This is a genomic window from Luteococcus sp. (genome assembly GCF_043424415.1).
In the GTDB taxonomy this organism is placed as follows: Bacteria; Actinomycetota; Actinomycetes; order Propionibacteriales; family Propionibacteriaceae; genus Luteococcus.
In genome coordinates this window covers 1-17,279 of sequence record NZ_JBHWOO010000142.1, presented here as the reverse complement: position 1 = coordinate 17,279, position 17,279 = coordinate 1, and the positions used below count along the sequence as shown (strand labels likewise).

Annotated in this window: 12 protein-coding genes; 3 read left to right on the top strand and 9 right to left on the bottom strand. The window is 70.5% G+C overall.

The window, feature by feature from the left end:
- Positions 1-8: 8 nt before the first annotated feature.
- On the bottom strand, positions 9-2,705 hold the full coding sequence (gene lanKC, locus ACHFFZ_RS08875) for a class III lanthionine synthetase LanKC (protein ID WP_394276283.1): 2,697 nt from the start codon (positions 2,703-2,705) through the stop codon (positions 9-11).
- Positions 2,706-2,945: 240 nt separating this feature from the next.
- Complete coding sequence (locus tag ACHFFZ_RS08870) at positions 2,946-3,644, bottom strand: response regulator (protein ID WP_394276282.1); 699 nt, start codon at positions 3,642-3,644, stop codon at positions 2,946-2,948.
- Positions 3,645-4,055: 411 nt separating this feature from the next.
- On the opposite strand from ACHFFZ_RS08870, the gene ACHFFZ_RS08865 reads away from it, so the two are divergent.
- Positions 4,056-5,243 (top strand): sensor histidine kinase, encoded by a 1,188-nt coding sequence (locus ACHFFZ_RS08865; protein ID WP_394276281.1) that lies wholly within the window; start codon positions 4,056-4,058, stop codon positions 5,241-5,243.
- 68 nt (positions 5,244-5,311) lie between these two features.
- A complete protein-coding gene (locus tag ACHFFZ_RS08860; RefSeq protein WP_394276280.1) occupies positions 5,312-7,660 on the top strand; it encodes a histidine kinase in 2,349 nt (782 codons plus the stop codon).
- Positions 7,661-7,683: 23 nt separating this feature from the next.
- On the opposite strand, the gene ACHFFZ_RS08855 is transcribed toward ACHFFZ_RS08860, so the two are convergent.
- The 6 genes from ACHFFZ_RS08855 to ACHFFZ_RS08830 all read right to left on the bottom strand — a co-directional run bounded on the left by ACHFFZ_RS08855 (position 7,684) and on the right by ACHFFZ_RS08830 (position 15,131).
- Entirely contained in the window at positions 7,684-8,382 is a 699-nt protein-coding gene (locus ACHFFZ_RS08855; RefSeq protein ID WP_394276279.1) for a response regulator, read from the bottom strand.
- A gap of 113 nt (positions 8,383-8,495) precedes the next feature.
- Complete coding sequence (locus tag ACHFFZ_RS08850) at positions 8,496-10,016, bottom strand: PTS transporter subunit EIIC (protein ID WP_394276278.1); 1,521 nt, start codon at positions 10,014-10,016, stop codon at positions 8,496-8,498.
- 33 nt (positions 10,017-10,049) lie between these two features.
- Complete coding sequence (gene murQ, locus ACHFFZ_RS08845) at positions 10,050-11,015, bottom strand: N-acetylmuramic acid 6-phosphate etherase (protein ID WP_394276277.1); 966 nt, start codon at positions 11,013-11,015, stop codon at positions 10,050-10,052.
- On the bottom strand, positions 11,012-11,935 hold the full coding sequence (locus ACHFFZ_RS08840; protein ID WP_394276276.1) for a MurR/RpiR family transcriptional regulator: 924 nt from the start codon (positions 11,933-11,935) through the stop codon (positions 11,012-11,014). Before ACHFFZ_RS08840 ends, murQ begins: the two co-directional genes overlap by 4 nt.
- A gap of 15 nt (positions 11,936-11,950) precedes the next feature.
- Entirely contained in the window at positions 11,951-13,255 is a 1,305-nt protein-coding gene (locus tag ACHFFZ_RS08835) for an exo-beta-N-acetylmuramidase NamZ domain-containing protein (RefSeq protein ID WP_394276275.1), read from the bottom strand.
- A gap of 25 nt (positions 13,256-13,280) precedes the next feature.
- A complete protein-coding gene (locus ACHFFZ_RS08830; RefSeq protein ID WP_394276274.1) occupies positions 13,281-15,131 on the bottom strand; it encodes a glycoside hydrolase family 3 protein in 1,851 nt (616 codons plus the stop codon).
- A gap of 228 nt (positions 15,132-15,359) precedes the next feature.
- On the opposite strand from ACHFFZ_RS08830, the gene ACHFFZ_RS08825 reads away from it, so the two are divergent.
- Positions 15,360-16,238, top strand: coding sequence for an aminodeoxychorismate lyase (locus ACHFFZ_RS08825; RefSeq protein ID WP_394276273.1), 879 nt, complete (start codon positions 15,360-15,362; stop codon positions 16,236-16,238).
- 19 nt (positions 16,239-16,257) lie between these two features.
- Here the strand turns inward: ACHFFZ_RS08825 and tsaA are convergent, their stop codons facing one another.
- Positions 16,258-17,001 (bottom strand): tRNA (N6-threonylcarbamoyladenosine(37)-N6)-methyltransferase TrmO, encoded by a 744-nt coding sequence (gene tsaA, locus ACHFFZ_RS08820; RefSeq protein ID WP_394276272.1) that lies wholly within the window; start codon positions 16,999-17,001, stop codon positions 16,258-16,260.
- Positions 17,002-17,279: the final 278 nt, after the last annotated feature.

Here is a 17,279-nt window from a genome sequence, read left to right as displayed (position 1 = left end):
GCCATTCGTTATCCGACCAGATCGGCGACAATTCTTTCCCGATCCTCATTCAAGGAAATGACATTCGACGCAGCAGTCCCCTCGAGTTCTGCCACTGGTTCGGCGATGGCAGTGGCCTGACCGTCATGGGAGGGCCTGTGCAGCCGCGACAGGAAGCGGGCCGTGGACCGGCCCACCGGCATCCAGTCGAAGCACTCCCCGCTGCCCGCGCTGTGCAGGGCCAGCAGCGTGCCGGCGGCGCCGGTGGACAGGTCGGCACTCAACCGCACCAGGCCGTCGCCGACGTGGACGGCCATCGTCTCGTGGCGCAGCAGGTTCGCCAGAACGAAGTCTCGCTGCCTGGCCATCTCCTCATCGAGGCCCGCACAGGCCAGCAGGGCCATGATGCCGGCCCGGCCGTGGTCCAGACTGCTGTACACGTAGACATCCGAGGAGCAGGCATGGACCATGCCGGCGTACTCGGCGTCGCTGAGCAGGCTTCGCCCCACGAGCCGTTCCGCAGCCTGGACGACGGCCCACACTCCTGCCGAGCCCCACTCGACATAGGGCAGGGCCCGGTTGTTGTCGACGTCTCGCACCATCAGGTCACCGGCTGCCGTGGTGATGCAGGCATCGACATCGGCCCGCAGGCGCTCCACGGCCCGGTCCAGGACGTCCCTGCGACCCGAGGCCAGGTGCGCCACCAGGTCGACCAGCGCGAGACCGGTGAGGCCGAAGTGGAAGCCTCGACGATGCGTGAGGCCCTCCCAGGCCGAGGTTCCGGGCACGACGGTGCGCTGCAGGTGCTCGTTGGCCGCCATCGCCTCGGCGAGGAGGTCGTCGTCATCACATGCCCTGGCCACCTCGAGGGAGGCCAGGACGACGCCCGCACGGCCACCGAACAGGTCGAGGCGCAGGCGGGCCGCCGATTCGACGAGGCTGGCGCGCGCGGCCTGCCGGGCCGCGTCGAGACGCCCGGCCTCGGCCAGGACCAGCGCCATCCCCGCCTGACCGGCCATCAGACCTGGTTCAGCCGGCGAGCTGTTGACCGCAGCGGCGAGTGCGTCCAGGTCCGTCACGGGCACCTCGCGCCCCGTCCGCAGGCGCGCCAGCACCACGCCTGCCCGCCCGAAGGCCAGGCTCTCGGACACGTCCCCCGCCTGCGCGGAGTCTCCCGGATAGGAGCCCGTGGCGGAGAACTGCCTGGACCACCCGAGCCCGGCGTCCAGCGCGTCCACCACCACGTCCAGGGCCGGTGGCTCCGGCCAGGTGTCCACGGTGAGGTCCGGTGCCAGCATGTGCTTGTCGACCGGGTCAAAGCGTGCCTCCACCTCACGCACGAGCTCCAGGGCCTGGGTGCCGAACTGCTCCTCCACCCGGCGCAGGGCCTCCTTCCAGAAGGACGGGGCAATGACCTCGACCTCCCAGTCGGGCACGAACATCAGCATCAAGCTGCGGGAGACGGCGTACCAGTCCGCCTGGGTCGCGTCCAGCGAGTCGGGTGCGCAGAACTCGAAGACGCGGAATCCGATCTCACGCGGAGCATCGGCCCTGGTGGCGTCCTCGAAGTCGAGGATGGTCACCTGGTCGTCGTCGCTGACCAGGATGTTTCCCGGGTGCAGGTCCCCGATGCACCATCCGGCATCGTGCACGCGCTGGACGATGTCCACCACCTGGCGCCCCACCGCCGTGGCTCTGGCCGCGTAGGCTGCGCGATCCTCGGGGCGTCCCTCGAAGGGGGTGTTCTGCACCACCCACGCGGTCAGGGGGCGCCCCTCTGCGTACTCCAGCTCGAGGTAGCGGTGCTCCCAGGCCCAGAAGGAACCCAGGAGCTGTTGGGTTCCCTGGACCCCGGAGAGGTCGCGGAGCACCTCCTCCTCCTGAAGCTGGCGGGTGACGCTGTCGCGGCCGCGGGCGTCGAGCCCGGTGTTGCTGCGTGCCTCTCGCAGCACGTGGCGGGTGCCGTCGGGCAGGGTCGCCTTGTACACGCCGCCAGAGTTGGAGAAGTGCAGGGGCGAGACCGCCTTGAACTCCCGCAGCCGGGACGGGGTCGAGCTGGTGTACCGGTGGTGGGCCTCGACGAGACAGGCCGGCATCTCGACGCCTTCGGGAACCACGAATCGGGGTTCCCGGCGGTCCTTGACCAGCGACATCTCTGGGCCGGCAGCGATGGCGGACAGGGGGCGGTCATGGCCGTCGGGGAAGCTCAGCGACATGATGCCGCCATAGCGGACGTAGATCGGGCCGTCGCCATAGCGCAGGTCGCTCAGGATGTACGGCCCCTGCTGCCCGGCGAGCGCCTCGTCGAGCAGCACGAGCAGCTCGGCGAACTGCTCGTCGTCCCGCGGGTAGATCGTGATGAACTTGCCGGAGGCGCCCCGGTCCTGTTGCTTGCCATTGGAGTCGAGCAGGTTGGCCGGCTCGGGCAGGAACTTGAAGGAGACCTCACGCTCGACGCAGATCCTGGTGACGCGCGCCAGGGTCTCCACGGCACAGGCCGGGGTGGTGGAGACGTGGATCTTCCAGCCCTGGATGCGCGGCTTCCAGTCCCGGGGTGTCCACCCCTCCCAGCCTCCCCACCGCCGCATCAGCCAGCCGGGCGGCAGTGGTTCGGTCTGGAAGGACTCCCCGCCCATGCGGGAGAGCACCTGGGCCATGCTCTTGCGGGTCCCGTAGAAGGGGGAGTCCCCATTGGCTGCCAGGATGTATTCGGGACGAACGGCCATCTGCGACCTCCAGGTTCGGGCGGCGGCACTGGCGTCGGCATCGGGTGCTCGTCGGCTGTGCGGCCGGGTGATGGTTCAATGCAACGCGTCGCAAGACCTGCTCCACAATGGATCCGCGGCAGGGCTGGCCCATGGTTAGGGGGCCTGGGCTAACTTCCGGGCAGGGTCCGCTCGGTGATGGCGGGCAGGCAAAGAGCCCGGCGATCCCGTCAGGATCACCGGGCCCGGGCTCGGTCCAGGTCAGTGCACCAGCGCGCCCTCGTTCACCACCGGCACCGCATAGGGGTTGACCAGGTTGTGCTGGATCGCCTTCACCAGGATCTGGGTGCGGGACTTGACGCCCATCTTGGTCCCGATGTGCGTGAGGTACTGCTTGACCGACCCCTCGGAGACATACATCTGGCGGGCAATCTGGTGGTTGGTCATGCCCTGGGTGAGCCAACCCAACAGTTCGATCTCGCGAGGGGTGAGGCCCAGGTCCACCGGCTGGCGCTGGATCTGTTCGGGCGAGGTGAGGGTGCTCACCAGCTGGCGGCGTACCGAGGACGACAGCGGCATGTCGCCCGACTGGGCCTGCCGGATGCCGGCCACCAGGTTCTGCGCCTTGGTGTCCTTGAGGAGATAGCCTGCAGCACCTGCCCGGAGGGCGGCCACGACGTGTTCCTTGGTGCCGAATGTGGTGAGCACGACGATGCAGGCGTCGCTCCATCGTCTGCAGATCTGTTCGGTCGCCTCGACGCCGCTGACGCCGGGCATCTGCAGATCCATGAGGACGACATCGGGCAGGAGGGTCGCGTAGGAGTCGATGGCTTCGGCGCCATTGCGTCCCTCACCCACCAGCACGAACTCGCTCTGGGCACGGAAGAAGGACCGGTAGGCGTCCCTGACGAGTGCGTCGTCGTCAACAGCAAGCACACGAGTACGTCGAGTGGTGTCCATGCCCTCCATCCAAGCGGTAGTTGATTCCCTGTGACAGTTGACTTTCGGACAGGTGGACATGAACTCTCGGTGACTGGCGCGCCCGGCTCCGGCCCCTGGGCGACGGACCTCGGAAGTCCTGGCCGATAGTTCATGGGCAGCCCCCGACCGGGGGGGCGATGGTTGGACCAGTTCCCGGGCCGCCGGTGCCCGAAGATCCTGGAGGAGGACTCGGATGACTTCGATTCGTTTGATGGTGGCAGCGTTGTTCACGATGTCCTTGGTGGCGACCCCTGGTGTCGTGACCCCCCCGCCCGCCGTCCATGCCGTGCAAGTGCGCGTGGAGACCACCACGATTGAGCCACCCAACCCCACCGGATGGATCTGCAGGCGGGTTCCAGCACCGATTCGCAAGATCTGTGAGGACGCGTTGTGAGCGGTGTGGTGCTCACGGCGAGAGAGGAGAAGGAGCTGGCCACCATCAGGCAGCTCCGCGTGCTGGCAGGACCGGAACAGGCCCGAATCCTCATCTCCGCCGTACTGGTCTTCCTCTTCATGGACTTCATCCGGTTGACGTCCTCCCACCCGGTGCTCGATCCGCTGGGCTCGGTGATGGATGGCCTGTCGCTGGTCGCGCTGGTCGTCCTGCTGTGGAGGCCCCGGCTGGGACTGCTCCTGGCTGCCATCCCCCTGGTGACCGGCCTGGTCTTCCCTGCGTCCAGCATGGAGGCGCTGCTGCTGGCACTGGTCATCGCCCTTGGCTGCGCCCAGCTCCCGCGCCAGCAGGCCATCGTGCTCTCCCTCGCCGCCCTGGCCTTCCCCGTCGTGCGGAGCCTGACCTTCCACGGAGGGGGCCGCGTCTGGCTGCTCCTCACGCTGGTGATCGCCTGGGCCGTGGGCATGGCCGCCGGCTGGACGGCCCTGCTCCTGCGTGAGCGCAGGGCACGGGCAGCCCGCAGCGAGGCCGCCCGGGAGCGCGAGGCCGCCAAGGTGCGGGCTGACGAGAGGTCAGCCATCTCCAGGGAGCTGCACGACGTCGTCGTCCACAACCTGTCGACCATCTCGCTGCAACTGCTGTCGGCGCGTCAGTCCGGGGACGTGGAGGAACTGCACGACGTCCTGGAGGCCATCGAGGGGGCCAACCAGGAGGCGCTCAACGACGTGCGCCTGCTGGTCTCGGTCCTGCGTGACGAGACCCTTGAGGCAGCCCCGGGCGTCGAACTGGCAGAGCTGACCCAACGAGTCCCCCCGACCCTGCGTGCAGCCTCCGCCGAACTCGAACTCGTCAGGGCCGGATTCGAACCCGATGTGATCGTCCCGGCCGCCGCAGACCACCTGCCCATGACGGTCCAGAACACGGTCTCCCGGGTCATCGCCGAAGCAGTCTCCAACGTTCTGCGCCATGCCCCCCTCAACTGCCGCTGCACGGTGAGGGTCATCTCCAGCGTCCACGAGGTGACGGTCCAGGTGCGCAACCCCGTCACTGCCACCGGCACACCGGCAACCCTCGGCTGGGGACTGCGATCCCTCCAGGAGAGGATCAAGCTCACCGGCGGAAGTTTCCATGCCGGTGCCGTCCGGGATGAGTGGGTGGTCTCGGCGACCCTTCCCGTGGACTGAGGATGTCAACTGCACAACGGATGGCGAGACCCCACACGGCCCGTGGCCGCCAGCACTATGCTGCCCGCGTGAGCGCCGGCACAGGACTGCAGGGCCCAGGGCGGCACCGCCAGTTGAGGACGACGCTGCGCCTGCTGGTGGTCCTGATGGCGATCGTGGACTTCCTCTCGCCGGGCCTTCCGCGCCAGATGTGGTGGGCCACGCCACTGGGACTCACCTCGTCCCTCGCGACGATCCTGGCGGCTTTCTGGCTGCCCGGCAGCGTCGTGCTGACCCTCGCACTGATGGCGACCGTCCCCCTCATCGACGAGTGGGGCGCCTGGATCCTGCCGATGTGGATGTCGACCATCGGCGTGATCGCATCCTGGCGTCCCCGCAGTGCGGCCATCGTCCTCGCGGCCTACACCACGGTCGTCCTGGCACTCGACCACACCTGGAGTGGCACGGTCGCGGCGGCCCTCCTGCTCGCGATGCCGATCGGAATCGGTGCAGCACTACGCCTGTTGTTCAACCGCCGGGTCCAGGCGACCGTGCAGATCTCCACCCTCGCCGAACAGGTCGAGGCGCTGCGCCTGGACGAGCGGCGTGCGCTCGCCGAGGAGCTCTCCCACCTGCTGGGCAGCGAGTTCGGCAAGCTCCGGTCCCTGGTTGCCGCTGCCCTGACCGGAAGCGATCCCGTCGCACTGAGAGCAGCGCTGCTGGAGGTGGGGACCTCCTCGCGCACCTCCCTGGCGCGCCTGCGTCAGCTCGTCGCCACCCTGCGCCTGCCTGCGGACGTGGCCACCTCGCCCGAGGTCTCCGGTTTCGAGGAGGCACTCGACCTGGCCGAGGACGAACTGGTCAGTCATGCCTTCACGCCCGAGATCGAGTTGGCTGACAGGCCCGGCGGAGCGGTGGCGGGCATCCTCTCCCGCACCATGCAGGCCGGCGTGCAGCACGTCCTCGACGAGGCCAGTCCCGGCGCTCGCTGCAGCATCGGCCTGGAGCGCTCGCAGGAGTGGACGCTCGAAGTCAGTCATGAGGGCACGTCGACGGACCCCTCCCCCAGCACGGCCCTGCGCAGGGCGGCCACCGAGCTGGCTGCCCATGGGGGCTCCCTGTCGGTGGACCAGGACGAGGAAGGCTGGACGATGACGGCCCGGCTGCCCGTGGCCGAGGATGTCCTGATGGAAGCAGCCTCCCCCGCTGTTGGGCCCCGGGCCCAGCGCCGGCGGGGACCCGGCCGCATCGTCGGGACCCTCACCGTGCACGACGATCCCTGGCTGCTGGCCCTGCGACTGGTCTGTCTTGCCGGAGCCGCGGTCTACCTGCGTCCGGCACTGGGCGGTGGGTCCGGGATCTCACTTCCTCCGCTCTTGTGGGGACTGTCCTGGGCGACGATCCTGGTCGCCACCTTTGCGCCGCGCCTGGGGGCCTTGGCACTCGCGGTCCTGCTGGTGGCCTCGGGCTTCCTGCAGCCGCCCGTGGAAGTCGGTTCCCAGCCCCACTTCATCCAGGTGATCGCGCTGGTCACCCTCGTGGTCGCACGCCATCCGAATCGCGTCGTGGCGTCGATGCTGGCCTGGCTGGGTTATCTCATGTGGTGGTACGGCTGGCCCGTCGACGACCCGGCACGGCTGGGCGAGGCGCTCGTCGAAAGCATGGTTGCACTGCCCGGCATCGCCCTCGGGCTGACCGCCCATCACTTCCTCACCTCCCGGCAGGAGCAACGACACGAGATCGATCGGCTGGAGCAGGAACGTCGCCGGGTGCGGGAACTCGAGCGCATCACCCTGGCCGGCGAGTTGCACGACATCGTGGCCCACCAGTTGACGAGCATGAACCTGGAGATCCAGACCACCGCGGCCACCAATGACGGGGTCCGCCTCCGGGAGGCGGCCTGTCGGGTGGACGCCCTGCTGTCGGGTGCGCAGAACGACCTGGAGACGCTGGTCCACCTGATGCACAGGGACACCCCCTCCACAGACGGGCGGGCCACTGCCCGGTGGAGCTCACCCGCCAGGACGGCACGGGCCGTGGCCGACAGCCTGGAGCGGCAGGGACACCAGGTGACGCTGAGTTGTCGGGGCGAGGTGGACTCCTGCGACCCCACCACCGCACACACGGCGGCGAGGGTCCTTCGCGAGGCCAGCACGAACATCCTGCGGCATGCCGACGCGGGGGCTGTGGTCACCATCGACCTGGACGTGGACGAGCACGTCCTGGAGGTTCGGGTGGGCAATGACCTGCCGGCCCACCCGACCCCGCACCCGGATTCCACCGGACTTGGCCTGCACGGCCTCGACGAGCGCGTCCAGTTGACCGGTGGGCAGTTCAGCGCCGGGCCGGTGCTCCGTCAGTGGCGGGTGGTCTGCCGCCTGCCACGCTGGGCCGACCAGGCCGAGCCCCGCACGCCCTGGGACGGGGCGCTGTCCTGATCCCCGGCGGCCGCAGTGGTGGATCAGGCGTCGTGGTCGCCCGGCACCGGGAGCTGTGAGACGTCCACCAGCCCCAGCTGGATGGTGCGCACGAGCACCTGGGTTCGGGAACTGGCGTCGAGCTTGTCAGCCACCCGCGCGACGTACTGCTTCACCGAACCCTCCGAGAGGTTCATCCGGGCCGCCACCTGGCGGTTCGTGAGGCCGTGGGCGATCCAGTTGACCAGCTCCACCTCGCGATCGGTGAGCTGCCTGTTCGTGGAGGAGCGGGCCGGCTGGGCGGGGGTGGACTCGGCGACGACGGTGCTCACCAGCTCGCGTCGTACGACCGACGACAGGGGCATGTCGCCGGCAACCGCCTGGTGCAGTGCTGCCACCAGCTGGGGCCCGGACAGGCCCTTGACCAGGTAGCCGGAGGCTCCCGCCCTCAGTGCGGCGACGACGTGGTCACGCGAGGCGAAGGTGGTCATCGCCACCACGCACGCCCTGGGCCACCGGCGGCACAGCACCCGGGTGGCCTCGATGCCCGACATGCGCACCATCTGCAGGTCCATCAGCACGACATCGGGCCTGGCGCGCTCGTAGGCCTCTTCCGCGAGGTCACCGTCGGCCACTTCCGCGACGAGCTCCACATCGGTGCGCTCGGCCAGGAAGTCGCGACAGGCGCGACGCACCGTCGGGTCGTCGTCCACCACGAGCACTCGGAGTCGTCCTTGGTCCACCTGCCTAGGGTAGGGCGGCCCGGCACTGCCGGGGCCCAGCGTCGCCGCGCCGAGACCTCGCCGTGCAGCCCCCGTGGAGGGCCGCCAGAGGGGCTGCACGGCGGACTCGGGGATCAGCCGCGGGGATCCAGCTCCTCACCGATCAGCCCGGCGCGCTGCTCGTCCACCTCGGGGGCATTCAGGGCGGCCAGAGACTCCTTCGTGAAGCCGAAGAAGTAGGTGGCCAGCCAGCCGGTCAGGTAGGCCACCAGCAGGCCGCCGCCGTAGACCAGGGCAGCCGCGCCGATGCCGTGGGCGCCGTTGACCAGCGGGAACATCGCCCAGCCCGACGGGCCGATGGCCGTCGAGCCCACCGTGGTGCCCAGCATGTCGAAGGTGGCGATGAAGGCCCCGCCACAGGCCCCGCCGACACAGGCGGTGACGAAGGGGCGGCCCAAGGGCAGGGTGACGCCATAGATGAGCGGCTCGCCGACACCCAGCAGGCCCGCCGGAAGCGCCGACTTGATGGTGTTGCGCAGCGAGTGGTTGTGCCGGGCCCGCATGAAGACAGCCACCGTCGCCCCCACCTGTCCGGCGCCAGCCATTGCCAGCACGGGCAGCAGGATGGTCCAGCCGGCCTGCTCGATCAGGGTGGCATGGATCGGGATCAGCGCCTGGTGCAGGCCGAACATCACCAGCGGCAGGAAGAGACCGCCCAGCACGGCACCGGCCAGCGGGCCGCCCGACTGCAGCAGACCATTGGCCATGCTGCCGATGCCGGTGGAGATCCAGCCGGCCAGGGTCATGAAGACGAACAGGGTCACCAGGCCCGCCAGCAACACCGTGATGGTGGGCACCAGCAGCATGCTCAGCGAGCGTGGCGCCCAGCGCCGCACCCAACGCTCGATGAAGGCGGCCAGCACCGCCGCCAGCAGGGCGCCGATCACCCCGCCCTGGCCGGGAGCCAGCGCCTGGCCCAGCACGGTGACCTTCGCGACGCCGGCGAAGGGGATGATCGCGGCAACCGCACCGCCCAGGATGGCGGTGCCGCCGAACTCCTTGGCGGCATTCATGCCGACGAAGACCGCGATCAGGCTCATGAAGCCCGAGGCGATCGCGCCCAGCGCCGGCGTGATCCCCGCCGCCCAGGGCGTGGTGCCGTTGGTGGTGAGGTTGACCAGCACGCCGTTGAGGCCGGCGATGATGCCGCAGGCGATCAGGGCCGGGATCAGTGGCAGGAAGATGTTCGCGACCCGGCGCAGGAAGGCCCGCACCGGCGTCTGGTTGGCGGCAGATCGGCGCGCCTTGATCTGCCCGCCGCGGGCGGCGAGTTGGTCGGCCCGCATGGCCGCCCCCGTGCCCGCGCCGGCGCCGGTGGCGACATCGTCGCCCTCCATGCGCACATAGGTGCTGCTGATCCGGCCCATCTCGTCGGCCACCTCGTCGACCAGGCCCGGGCCGAGCACCACCTGCATGGTCTGGTCCTCGACGACGCCGAGCACGCCGTCGATCCGCTTCAGGGCACCGGTGTCGACGGCGGCGACGTCGCCGACCCCGATCCGCAGCCGGGTCATGCAGTTCTCGATGTCGTGGATGTTGGCGCCGCCGCCGAGGGCTTCGGTCACCTGTTCTGCGATGCGTGTCACGTCGCTCATGGCTTCTCCTTGGATGCCGTGTGGGGGAAGGGGTCAGGACCTCGGACCGGAGCCCTGGTCATGGGGTGGCGGGATGGTGCCGGACGGCTCGTCGAGGGCCCCGCGCAGCGACCCGTCGGCGGTGGCGAGGGCCTCGTCGACCTGCTGTGGCGACCAGCCGGTCAGCAGGGCGAGGATGGCGGGCTTGGCGCGCCCGCCGTGGGTCTCGAGGGCCCGGCTGACCTGGTCGGCGTCGGCGCCGGTGGCTGCGGTGACGATCCGGTGCGCCCGGTCGCGCAGCTTCTCGTTGCTCGCCCGCACGTCCACCATCAGGTTTGCGTAGGTCTTGCCCAGCCGGACCATGGAACAGGTGGTGATCATGTTGCAGACCAGCTTCTGGGCCGTGCCGGACTTGAGGCGGGTGGAACCGGCCACCACCTCGGGCCCCACCACCACCTCGATGGCGACATCGGCGGCGGCACCCAGCGCCGATCCGGCATTGCAGCTCAGGCCGACGGTGCGCGCGCCCCTGCGTCGCGCCTCGGTGACCGCGCCCACCGCATAGGGGGTGCGGCCCGAGGCGGAGATGCCGACCACCACGTCGTGTTCGCCGATGCCCAACTCGTCGAGCTGGGCATGGGACCCGGCCGGATCATCCTCGGCGCCCTCGACGGCCGTGGTGAGGGCCACCGGCCCGCCGGCGATCAGGCCGATCACCAGCGACGGGTCGGTGTTGAAGGTGGGCGGGCACTCGGAGGCATCCAGAACCCCCAGCCGGCCCGCGGTGCCGGCCCCGGCATAGACCAGACGGCCCCCGGCACGCAGGGCCTCGACCACCAGGTCGACAGCGCGGGCGATCGGTTCCAGCTGGGTGGCGACGGCGCCGGCGACGGTCGCGTCCTGGGCATTGACCAGGGCCACCAGCTCGTCGGTGGGCAGGCGGTCGATCTGCGAGAAGTCCTCGCTGACGGTCTCGGTGGTGAGCTGGCCGAGCTGCTCACCGGCCACGTGCCAGTTCATCGGTCCTCCTGTCCTGTGGGTCGGCTGGCGTCGTCCGCGTGGGGGCGGGCGGCGCCGTGGCGGGGTCGCAGCGCCAGCCACGACTCCCGCACGGCGCTGCGGGCCTGCTCGAAGCAGAGCTGGGCGACCATCGTGAACAGCACGTCGCCCAGGAACATCTGGCCGGTGCGGCTGGCCATCGCCGCCGGGCGCAGCTCGCTCTCGCGGCTGCTGACGCTGAGCAGCACGTGGTCGGCGCGGGTGACGGCGCTGCCCGCCCGGGCAGTCAGCGCGACCGTCGTCACCTGGTGGGCCAGTGCCACCTCCAGGGGTTCGACAACGTCGGTGGTGCCGCCCGAGCTGGAGACCACCACCAGCGCATCGCCGGGCTGCAGCACCAGTGCGGTCGTCAGTGCCTCGTGTCCCTCGGTGACGGCCTGGGCCACCAGCCCGATGCGTGACAGCTTGCCGGCCAGGTCGAGCGCCACCAGGCCGGAGGCGGCGATGCCGATCACGACGATGCGCCGGGCCCCGGCCAGGGCAGTGGCGGCCTGGCGCACCGCCTGCGGGTCCAGGGTGGCGGCGGTGTCGGTGATGGCGCTGCACTCCTCGGCGGCCAGCTTGGCCACGGTCTGGTCGGCCGGGTCGTCCTGGGAGATGTCACTGGTCAGCTGTCCGTCGTCAGGATCCTCGCGGGTGATCGCCCCGGCCGCCACCGCGACCTGGATGCGCAGGTCGCGGTAGCCGCGGAAGCCCGCCGCGGTGGCCAGCCGGGTCACGGTCGACTCACTGGTTGCGGTGGCTCGGGCCAGCTGGCCCAGGCTCATGCCCGCCACCTCGGCGGGATGGTCGACGATGTGGCGGGCCACCGTCGCCGGGCCGGTGGGCAGCGTCGGCAGCAGGCCCCGCAACACCGACAGCAGCGGGGCTGGATTCCTCACGTGCTCGTTCATCGCTCAGCTGCGGGCGCCGTAGCGCAGATAGGGGCGGCGACGGCTGGTCCAGGCCTGCTCGTCGCGCCGCCAGCCGTCGACGACCTGCCGGGCCGGGGCCCCGGCGACGAGCTGGGTGCGCATCGCGGTGGTGCCGGTCAACCGGTCGAGCCAGACCCAGGGGTAGGGGTCGCTGGCCAGCTCGCGGGTACCGAACTGCGGGTAGAGGTCCCGCGCGGCGCAGAACATGTGCACTGCCGTGGCGGGCGCATTGACCCGCTGCGGGTCGGTGACGTGCACCTGGACGCCGTTGTTGACCACGTCGGCGTTCTTGCTGATGGTCGGGGTGAAGTGGGCCTCACGGAAGCTGACGCCCGGCAGCTGCAGCTGGTTGAGCCGTTCGGCCCAGCGGTGGTCGGCATAGGGGGCGCCGATGAGTTCGAAGGGGCGGGTGGTGCCGCGCCCCTCGCTCATGTTCGTCGCCTCGAACAGGCCGGTGCCGGGGTAGAGCAGTGCGGTCAGGTCGGTGGGCATGTTGGGGGAGGGCATCACCCACTGCAGGCCGCTCTGGGCGAAGAGCTCACCCTTCCATCCCTGCACCGGCACCACCTCGAGCTCGGCCAGCCGCACCCCTTCGGCCTCGGCGGGCAGGTACTCGGTGTCGAACAGGTCGGCCAGCTCACCCACCGTCATGCCGTGCTGCATCAGGATCGAGCGCAGGCCCACCCCCGAGGACTGCGCCATGTCGAGCAGCGGGCCCCGTGCGGCACGCCCGACCGGGTTGGGCCGGTCGAGCACGACGAAGCGGATGCCGCCCACCTGCGCTGCACCGCGCATGGCCTGGTACATCGTCCAGACGTAGGTGTAGAAGCGGGCGCCGACGTCCTGGATGTCGAAGACGACCGTGTCCACGCCGGAGGCCCGGAAGAGCTCGGCGAACTTCTTGTCATTGGCGCCGTAGGCGTCGTGCACCGGGATCCCGGTGCGGGGGTCGGCGACGGTGCCCTCGCTCGCCCCGGCCTGGGCTGTGCCACGGAAGCCGTGCTCGGGGCCGAAGACCGCCACCACGTCAACACCGTCGGCATGCATCCGGTCGACGATGTGGGTCATGTCGTCGAGCAGGCCGGTGGGATTGGAGATGACCCCCACCCGGTGCCCCTTGAGGGTCCGCCAGCCGGCATCGGCCAGGGCCTGGGCGCCGGTGACGACCCCGCGACGCCCTCGTCCCCGGCCGTGCCCGGGGCCTGCCTGCGCCTCCAGCGGTGCGAGTGGTGCGGCGAGTGCTCCCAGTCCGGCAGCGGCGACGAGCTTCCTGCGTGAGATGTCCATCGAATTGCCTTTCACTGGTCGCGCGTCACAGGCCGATGCCGGCGCCGTAGGGGTACAGGGTGGCGGTCCCGTCGGCGGTGGGGACCGCGACGGGCAGCTTTCCGGCGGGTGGGGTCCTGCCCACCAGGACGTCTGCCACGGCACGCATCGCCTCGCGGCTCCAGGCGAAGCTGGCCAGGTAGGCCTCCACCTCGGGGAAGTGGGCGATGTCGTAGGGATTGCGCAGGGCCACGACGACGACCTTCACCCCGGCACCACGCAGGGCTGCGACCAGCGCCGCCTGTGCCGAGCCCGCAGTGACGTTGTAGGTGGTCACGACGGTGACCTGGGCTTCGCGTGCCGCCGCCACGGCCTCGGCGATGGTCGCCTGGTCCGGGCTCGCCCCAGTCTGCAGGGTGGTCACCGTCGACCCGTGGGCGCGCAGGGCATCGGCAAGGGCGGTGTGGGTGTCGGCGCTGCTCCAGCCCACGACGGCCACTCGCGAGTCCTTCGCCAGTGGCAGCACCTGCTGGTTGCGCAGCAGGGTGATCGTGGCCGCGAAGGCTGCCGTGGCGACGCGCTGGTGCTGGCGGGTGCCGACGACGCGATCGATCCGGTCGAGGTCGACCCACGGCTCCTTGGGCAGGCCGCGCTTGGCCTTGGTCTGCAGGTTGCGCAGCACGGCCTCGTCGAGGCGTTCCATGGGAAGCCGTCCGGATGCGACGGCCTCGTGCACCGCGGCCCAGGCCGCGGGCATGTCGGGGGTCATCAGCAGCATGTCGATGCCGGCGAGCAGCGCCCGCACGGCCACTTCGCCGTCGCCGTACTTCTGGCGCACGCCCTCCATCATCAGTCCGTCGGTGATGGCCAGCCCCTGGAAGCCGAGTTCCTCGCGCAGGATGCCGGTGATGATGGGGCGGCTCAGGGTGGCGGGGTCGCCCGACGGGTCGAGGGCCGGCACCATCAGGTGTCCCGACATGATCGAGTCGACCCCTGCAGCGATGGCGGCCCTGAAGGGCGGCAGGTCGGTGCGCTCCCACTCCTCGCGGCTGTGGGTGATCTCGGGCAGGCCGAGGTGGCTGTCGGTGGCGGTGTCGCCGTGGCCGGGGAAGTGCTTGACGGTGGCGCTGACGCCGCCGTGTGACTGGAGTCCTCGCACCTGTGCGGCGACGGTGCGGGCCACCAGCTGCGGGTCGGAGCTGACCGAGCGCACCCCGATCACGGGATTGGCGGGGTTGACGTTCACGTCCGCATCGGGGGCATGGTTCATGGTGACGCCGACGGCCGCCAGCTCCTGGCCGCTGACCCGCGAGACCGTGCGGGCCAGGCCCGGGTCGCGGGAGGCGCCCAGGGCCATTGCGCCGGGCAGGGTGGTGGCTGGCGGGCCCATCCGGGTCACCACGCCGTTCTCCTGGTCGATGCTGATGGTCAGGGGCACCCCGTTGGCGTGCAGCGAGGCGCGCTGGAGCCCGTTGGACAGGGTGGCGATCTGCTCGGGATCCTGCACGCTGTGGGTCCAGGCGAAGTAGATCGCGCCGCCGAGGTGGTACTTCTCGACCACCTCGGCGGGGGTGCGCACCCCGTAGAGCTTCATGTTCTCGGCGGCATCGGCCTCGCTGACGGTGCGGGCGTCGGAGCCATAGAGGTACTGGTTGAAGACCTGGCCGACCTTCTGGTCCAGGCTCATCTGCTGCAGCTTGCGGTGGGCCCAGGCGCGCTGGGCCGGGGTGGTGCCGGGGACCACCACTCGGTCGGGGCCTCCGGAAGGGCGTCCTCCCGAGGAGCTGCCGGGGGAAGCAGCGGCGGGCGAGGGGCAGCCGGCCACGACGGCGGCTCCGGTCAGGCCGGCCAGGACTCCGCGACGGGTGGTGGACAGGGTGGGGGGCAGGTCACTCATGTGCGGTCTCCTCGGGGGGGTGGGCCAGCGACGACATCGGGGCTGGCAGAAACTCGTCACCATTGATCGGTTTCCTGGAGCTTTTCACTCAGCAGGGGCGCGGTCAAGGACCCGGTCCACTTCGCGCAGCCGAAGTGCACGCCTGCAGGCAGCCGCAGCCTGCAAGGTCTGCTGATGATCGACGCCGGGCGGTGCCTGGCCCCGGGGGCGCAGGGTGCAATGGGGGCCATGGGTTCACATCTGGTGGCAGTCATGGGGCAGGGCGTCGTCGGGCCGGACCAGCCCGTCATCCATCCCGACGACCTCGGTTTCGCCCGGGGCGACGGATGCTTCGACTCGGCGCGCGTGGTCTGTGACGACACGGGTGCCCGCGTGGTCAACCTCGACGAGCACCTGGACCGGCTGGAGCGCTCCGCCGGCCAGCTGGACATCGACGGCCCCGCCCGCTCGCAGTGGCAGGAGCTCGTCGACCAGGCACTGGCGGCCTGGACCACCCCCGGGGAGGCGACCATCAAGTTCGTCCTCACCCGCGGCCGCGAATGGGACCGCGAGGCCGGTCCGCTGGCCCTGCTCACCATCAGCGAGAAGCCCGCCGCCACCGTGCGCACCAGCAGCACCGGCGGCCAGATCACCCGGGGCCTGCACGCCATCACGCTGTCCACCGGGCGGCCCTCCGACGCCTTCCGCGACGCCCCCTGGCTGCTCGGCGGCGTCAAGACCCTCAGCTATGTCATCAATGTCGCCGCCGCCCGCGAGGCCAGGAAGCGCGGAGCCGACGACGCCGTCTTCGTCACCACCGACGGCTACGCCCTCGACGGACCCACCTCGGGCCTGGTGGTGGTGACCAATGGCGTGCTGCGCACGGCCCCCGCCGGTGACACCGGAATCCTCGCCAGCGTGACCGTCGACGAGGTGATGGCCGCCGCCGAGTGCGACCAGATGCCCACACGCGTCGAGCTGGTGCCCGTCGAGGACCTGTTCACCGCCGACGGGGTCTGGCTGGTCAGCTCCAGCCGTGGCCCGTCCCCGATCGTCGAGCTCGACGGCCGTCCCCTGTCGGTCGACCCGGAACTGACCGCCCAGATCGCCCGCTACGCCGGATTCTGAGGCGCCCTCCGGCCCGGGCTCAGCGGTAGCCGGGCCAGGGCGAGTCGGGGTCGGTCACCAGCGGCAGCACGTCGACCACCCGGACCGTCGTCTCGTCGATGGTGAAGCGCACGTCCATCCCCGCGAAGGGGAGCCCGAAGACCCGCTCGGGATCATGCAGGTGACGAGGGCGCGGGTCCTGCGTCAGCACCCCGAGCAGCGCCTCACGATGCCCTTCGGGCACCCGCGCCAACAGCTCCTCGCAGACCTCCACCCGGTAGCCGTCCTCGGGATGGGCCCCGACGAAACCCGCGCGCGCCCCCGGATGGGAGTCCAGCGGGATGTAGGGCTTCACGTCCAGGATCGGGGTGCCGTCCACCAGGTCCGCACCGCCCACCACCAGCACCGGGGCCTCGGGGCCATCCAGCTCCACCGCCTCCAGGCTCACCGAGCTCAGGCCGATCGGGTTGGGGCGGAAGGGTGAGCGCGTCGCGAAGACCCCCAGTCGCTGGGTGCCGCCCAGCCGGGGCGGGCGCACCGTGGGCGACCAGGCCCGTCCCGAGACCGACTTGTCGAACTCCCACACCAGCCACAGGTGGCTGAAGCCCTCGATGCCACGCACCGCGTCGAGGCTGCGGAAGGCCGGTTCGAAGACCACCCTGGCCAGCAGTTGCGGCACCATCCCCGACTGGCGTGGCACCCCGAACTTCGACGGGAAGTCGGTGCGGATGCGCGCGATGGTGCGGTAGGGATCGCGCTCCCAGGCCTCGGGCTCGGTGTTCACCCAAGGCAGGCTAGGGCACCCGGCCGTCGGGCTGCCGGCGGTGCTCGCATCGGTGGCATGTCGGCCACCGTGCCGATCCGTGACCAAGTGTCGTGCAGGACGCTCGCGCCTTCCTTGCCCGCAAGGATTCCTCACTCTGTTCAATGTCATGGCTGACCTGCTGGTGACGCTGATCAACCCTGACCGTGAGGAGGCCTTCGTGCCGGCCCGGCACTGGGACGTCGCCCTGCTGAAGGCGGCCTTCATGCTGTCCGCGGGAGCGTGCATCAGTGCCGCCA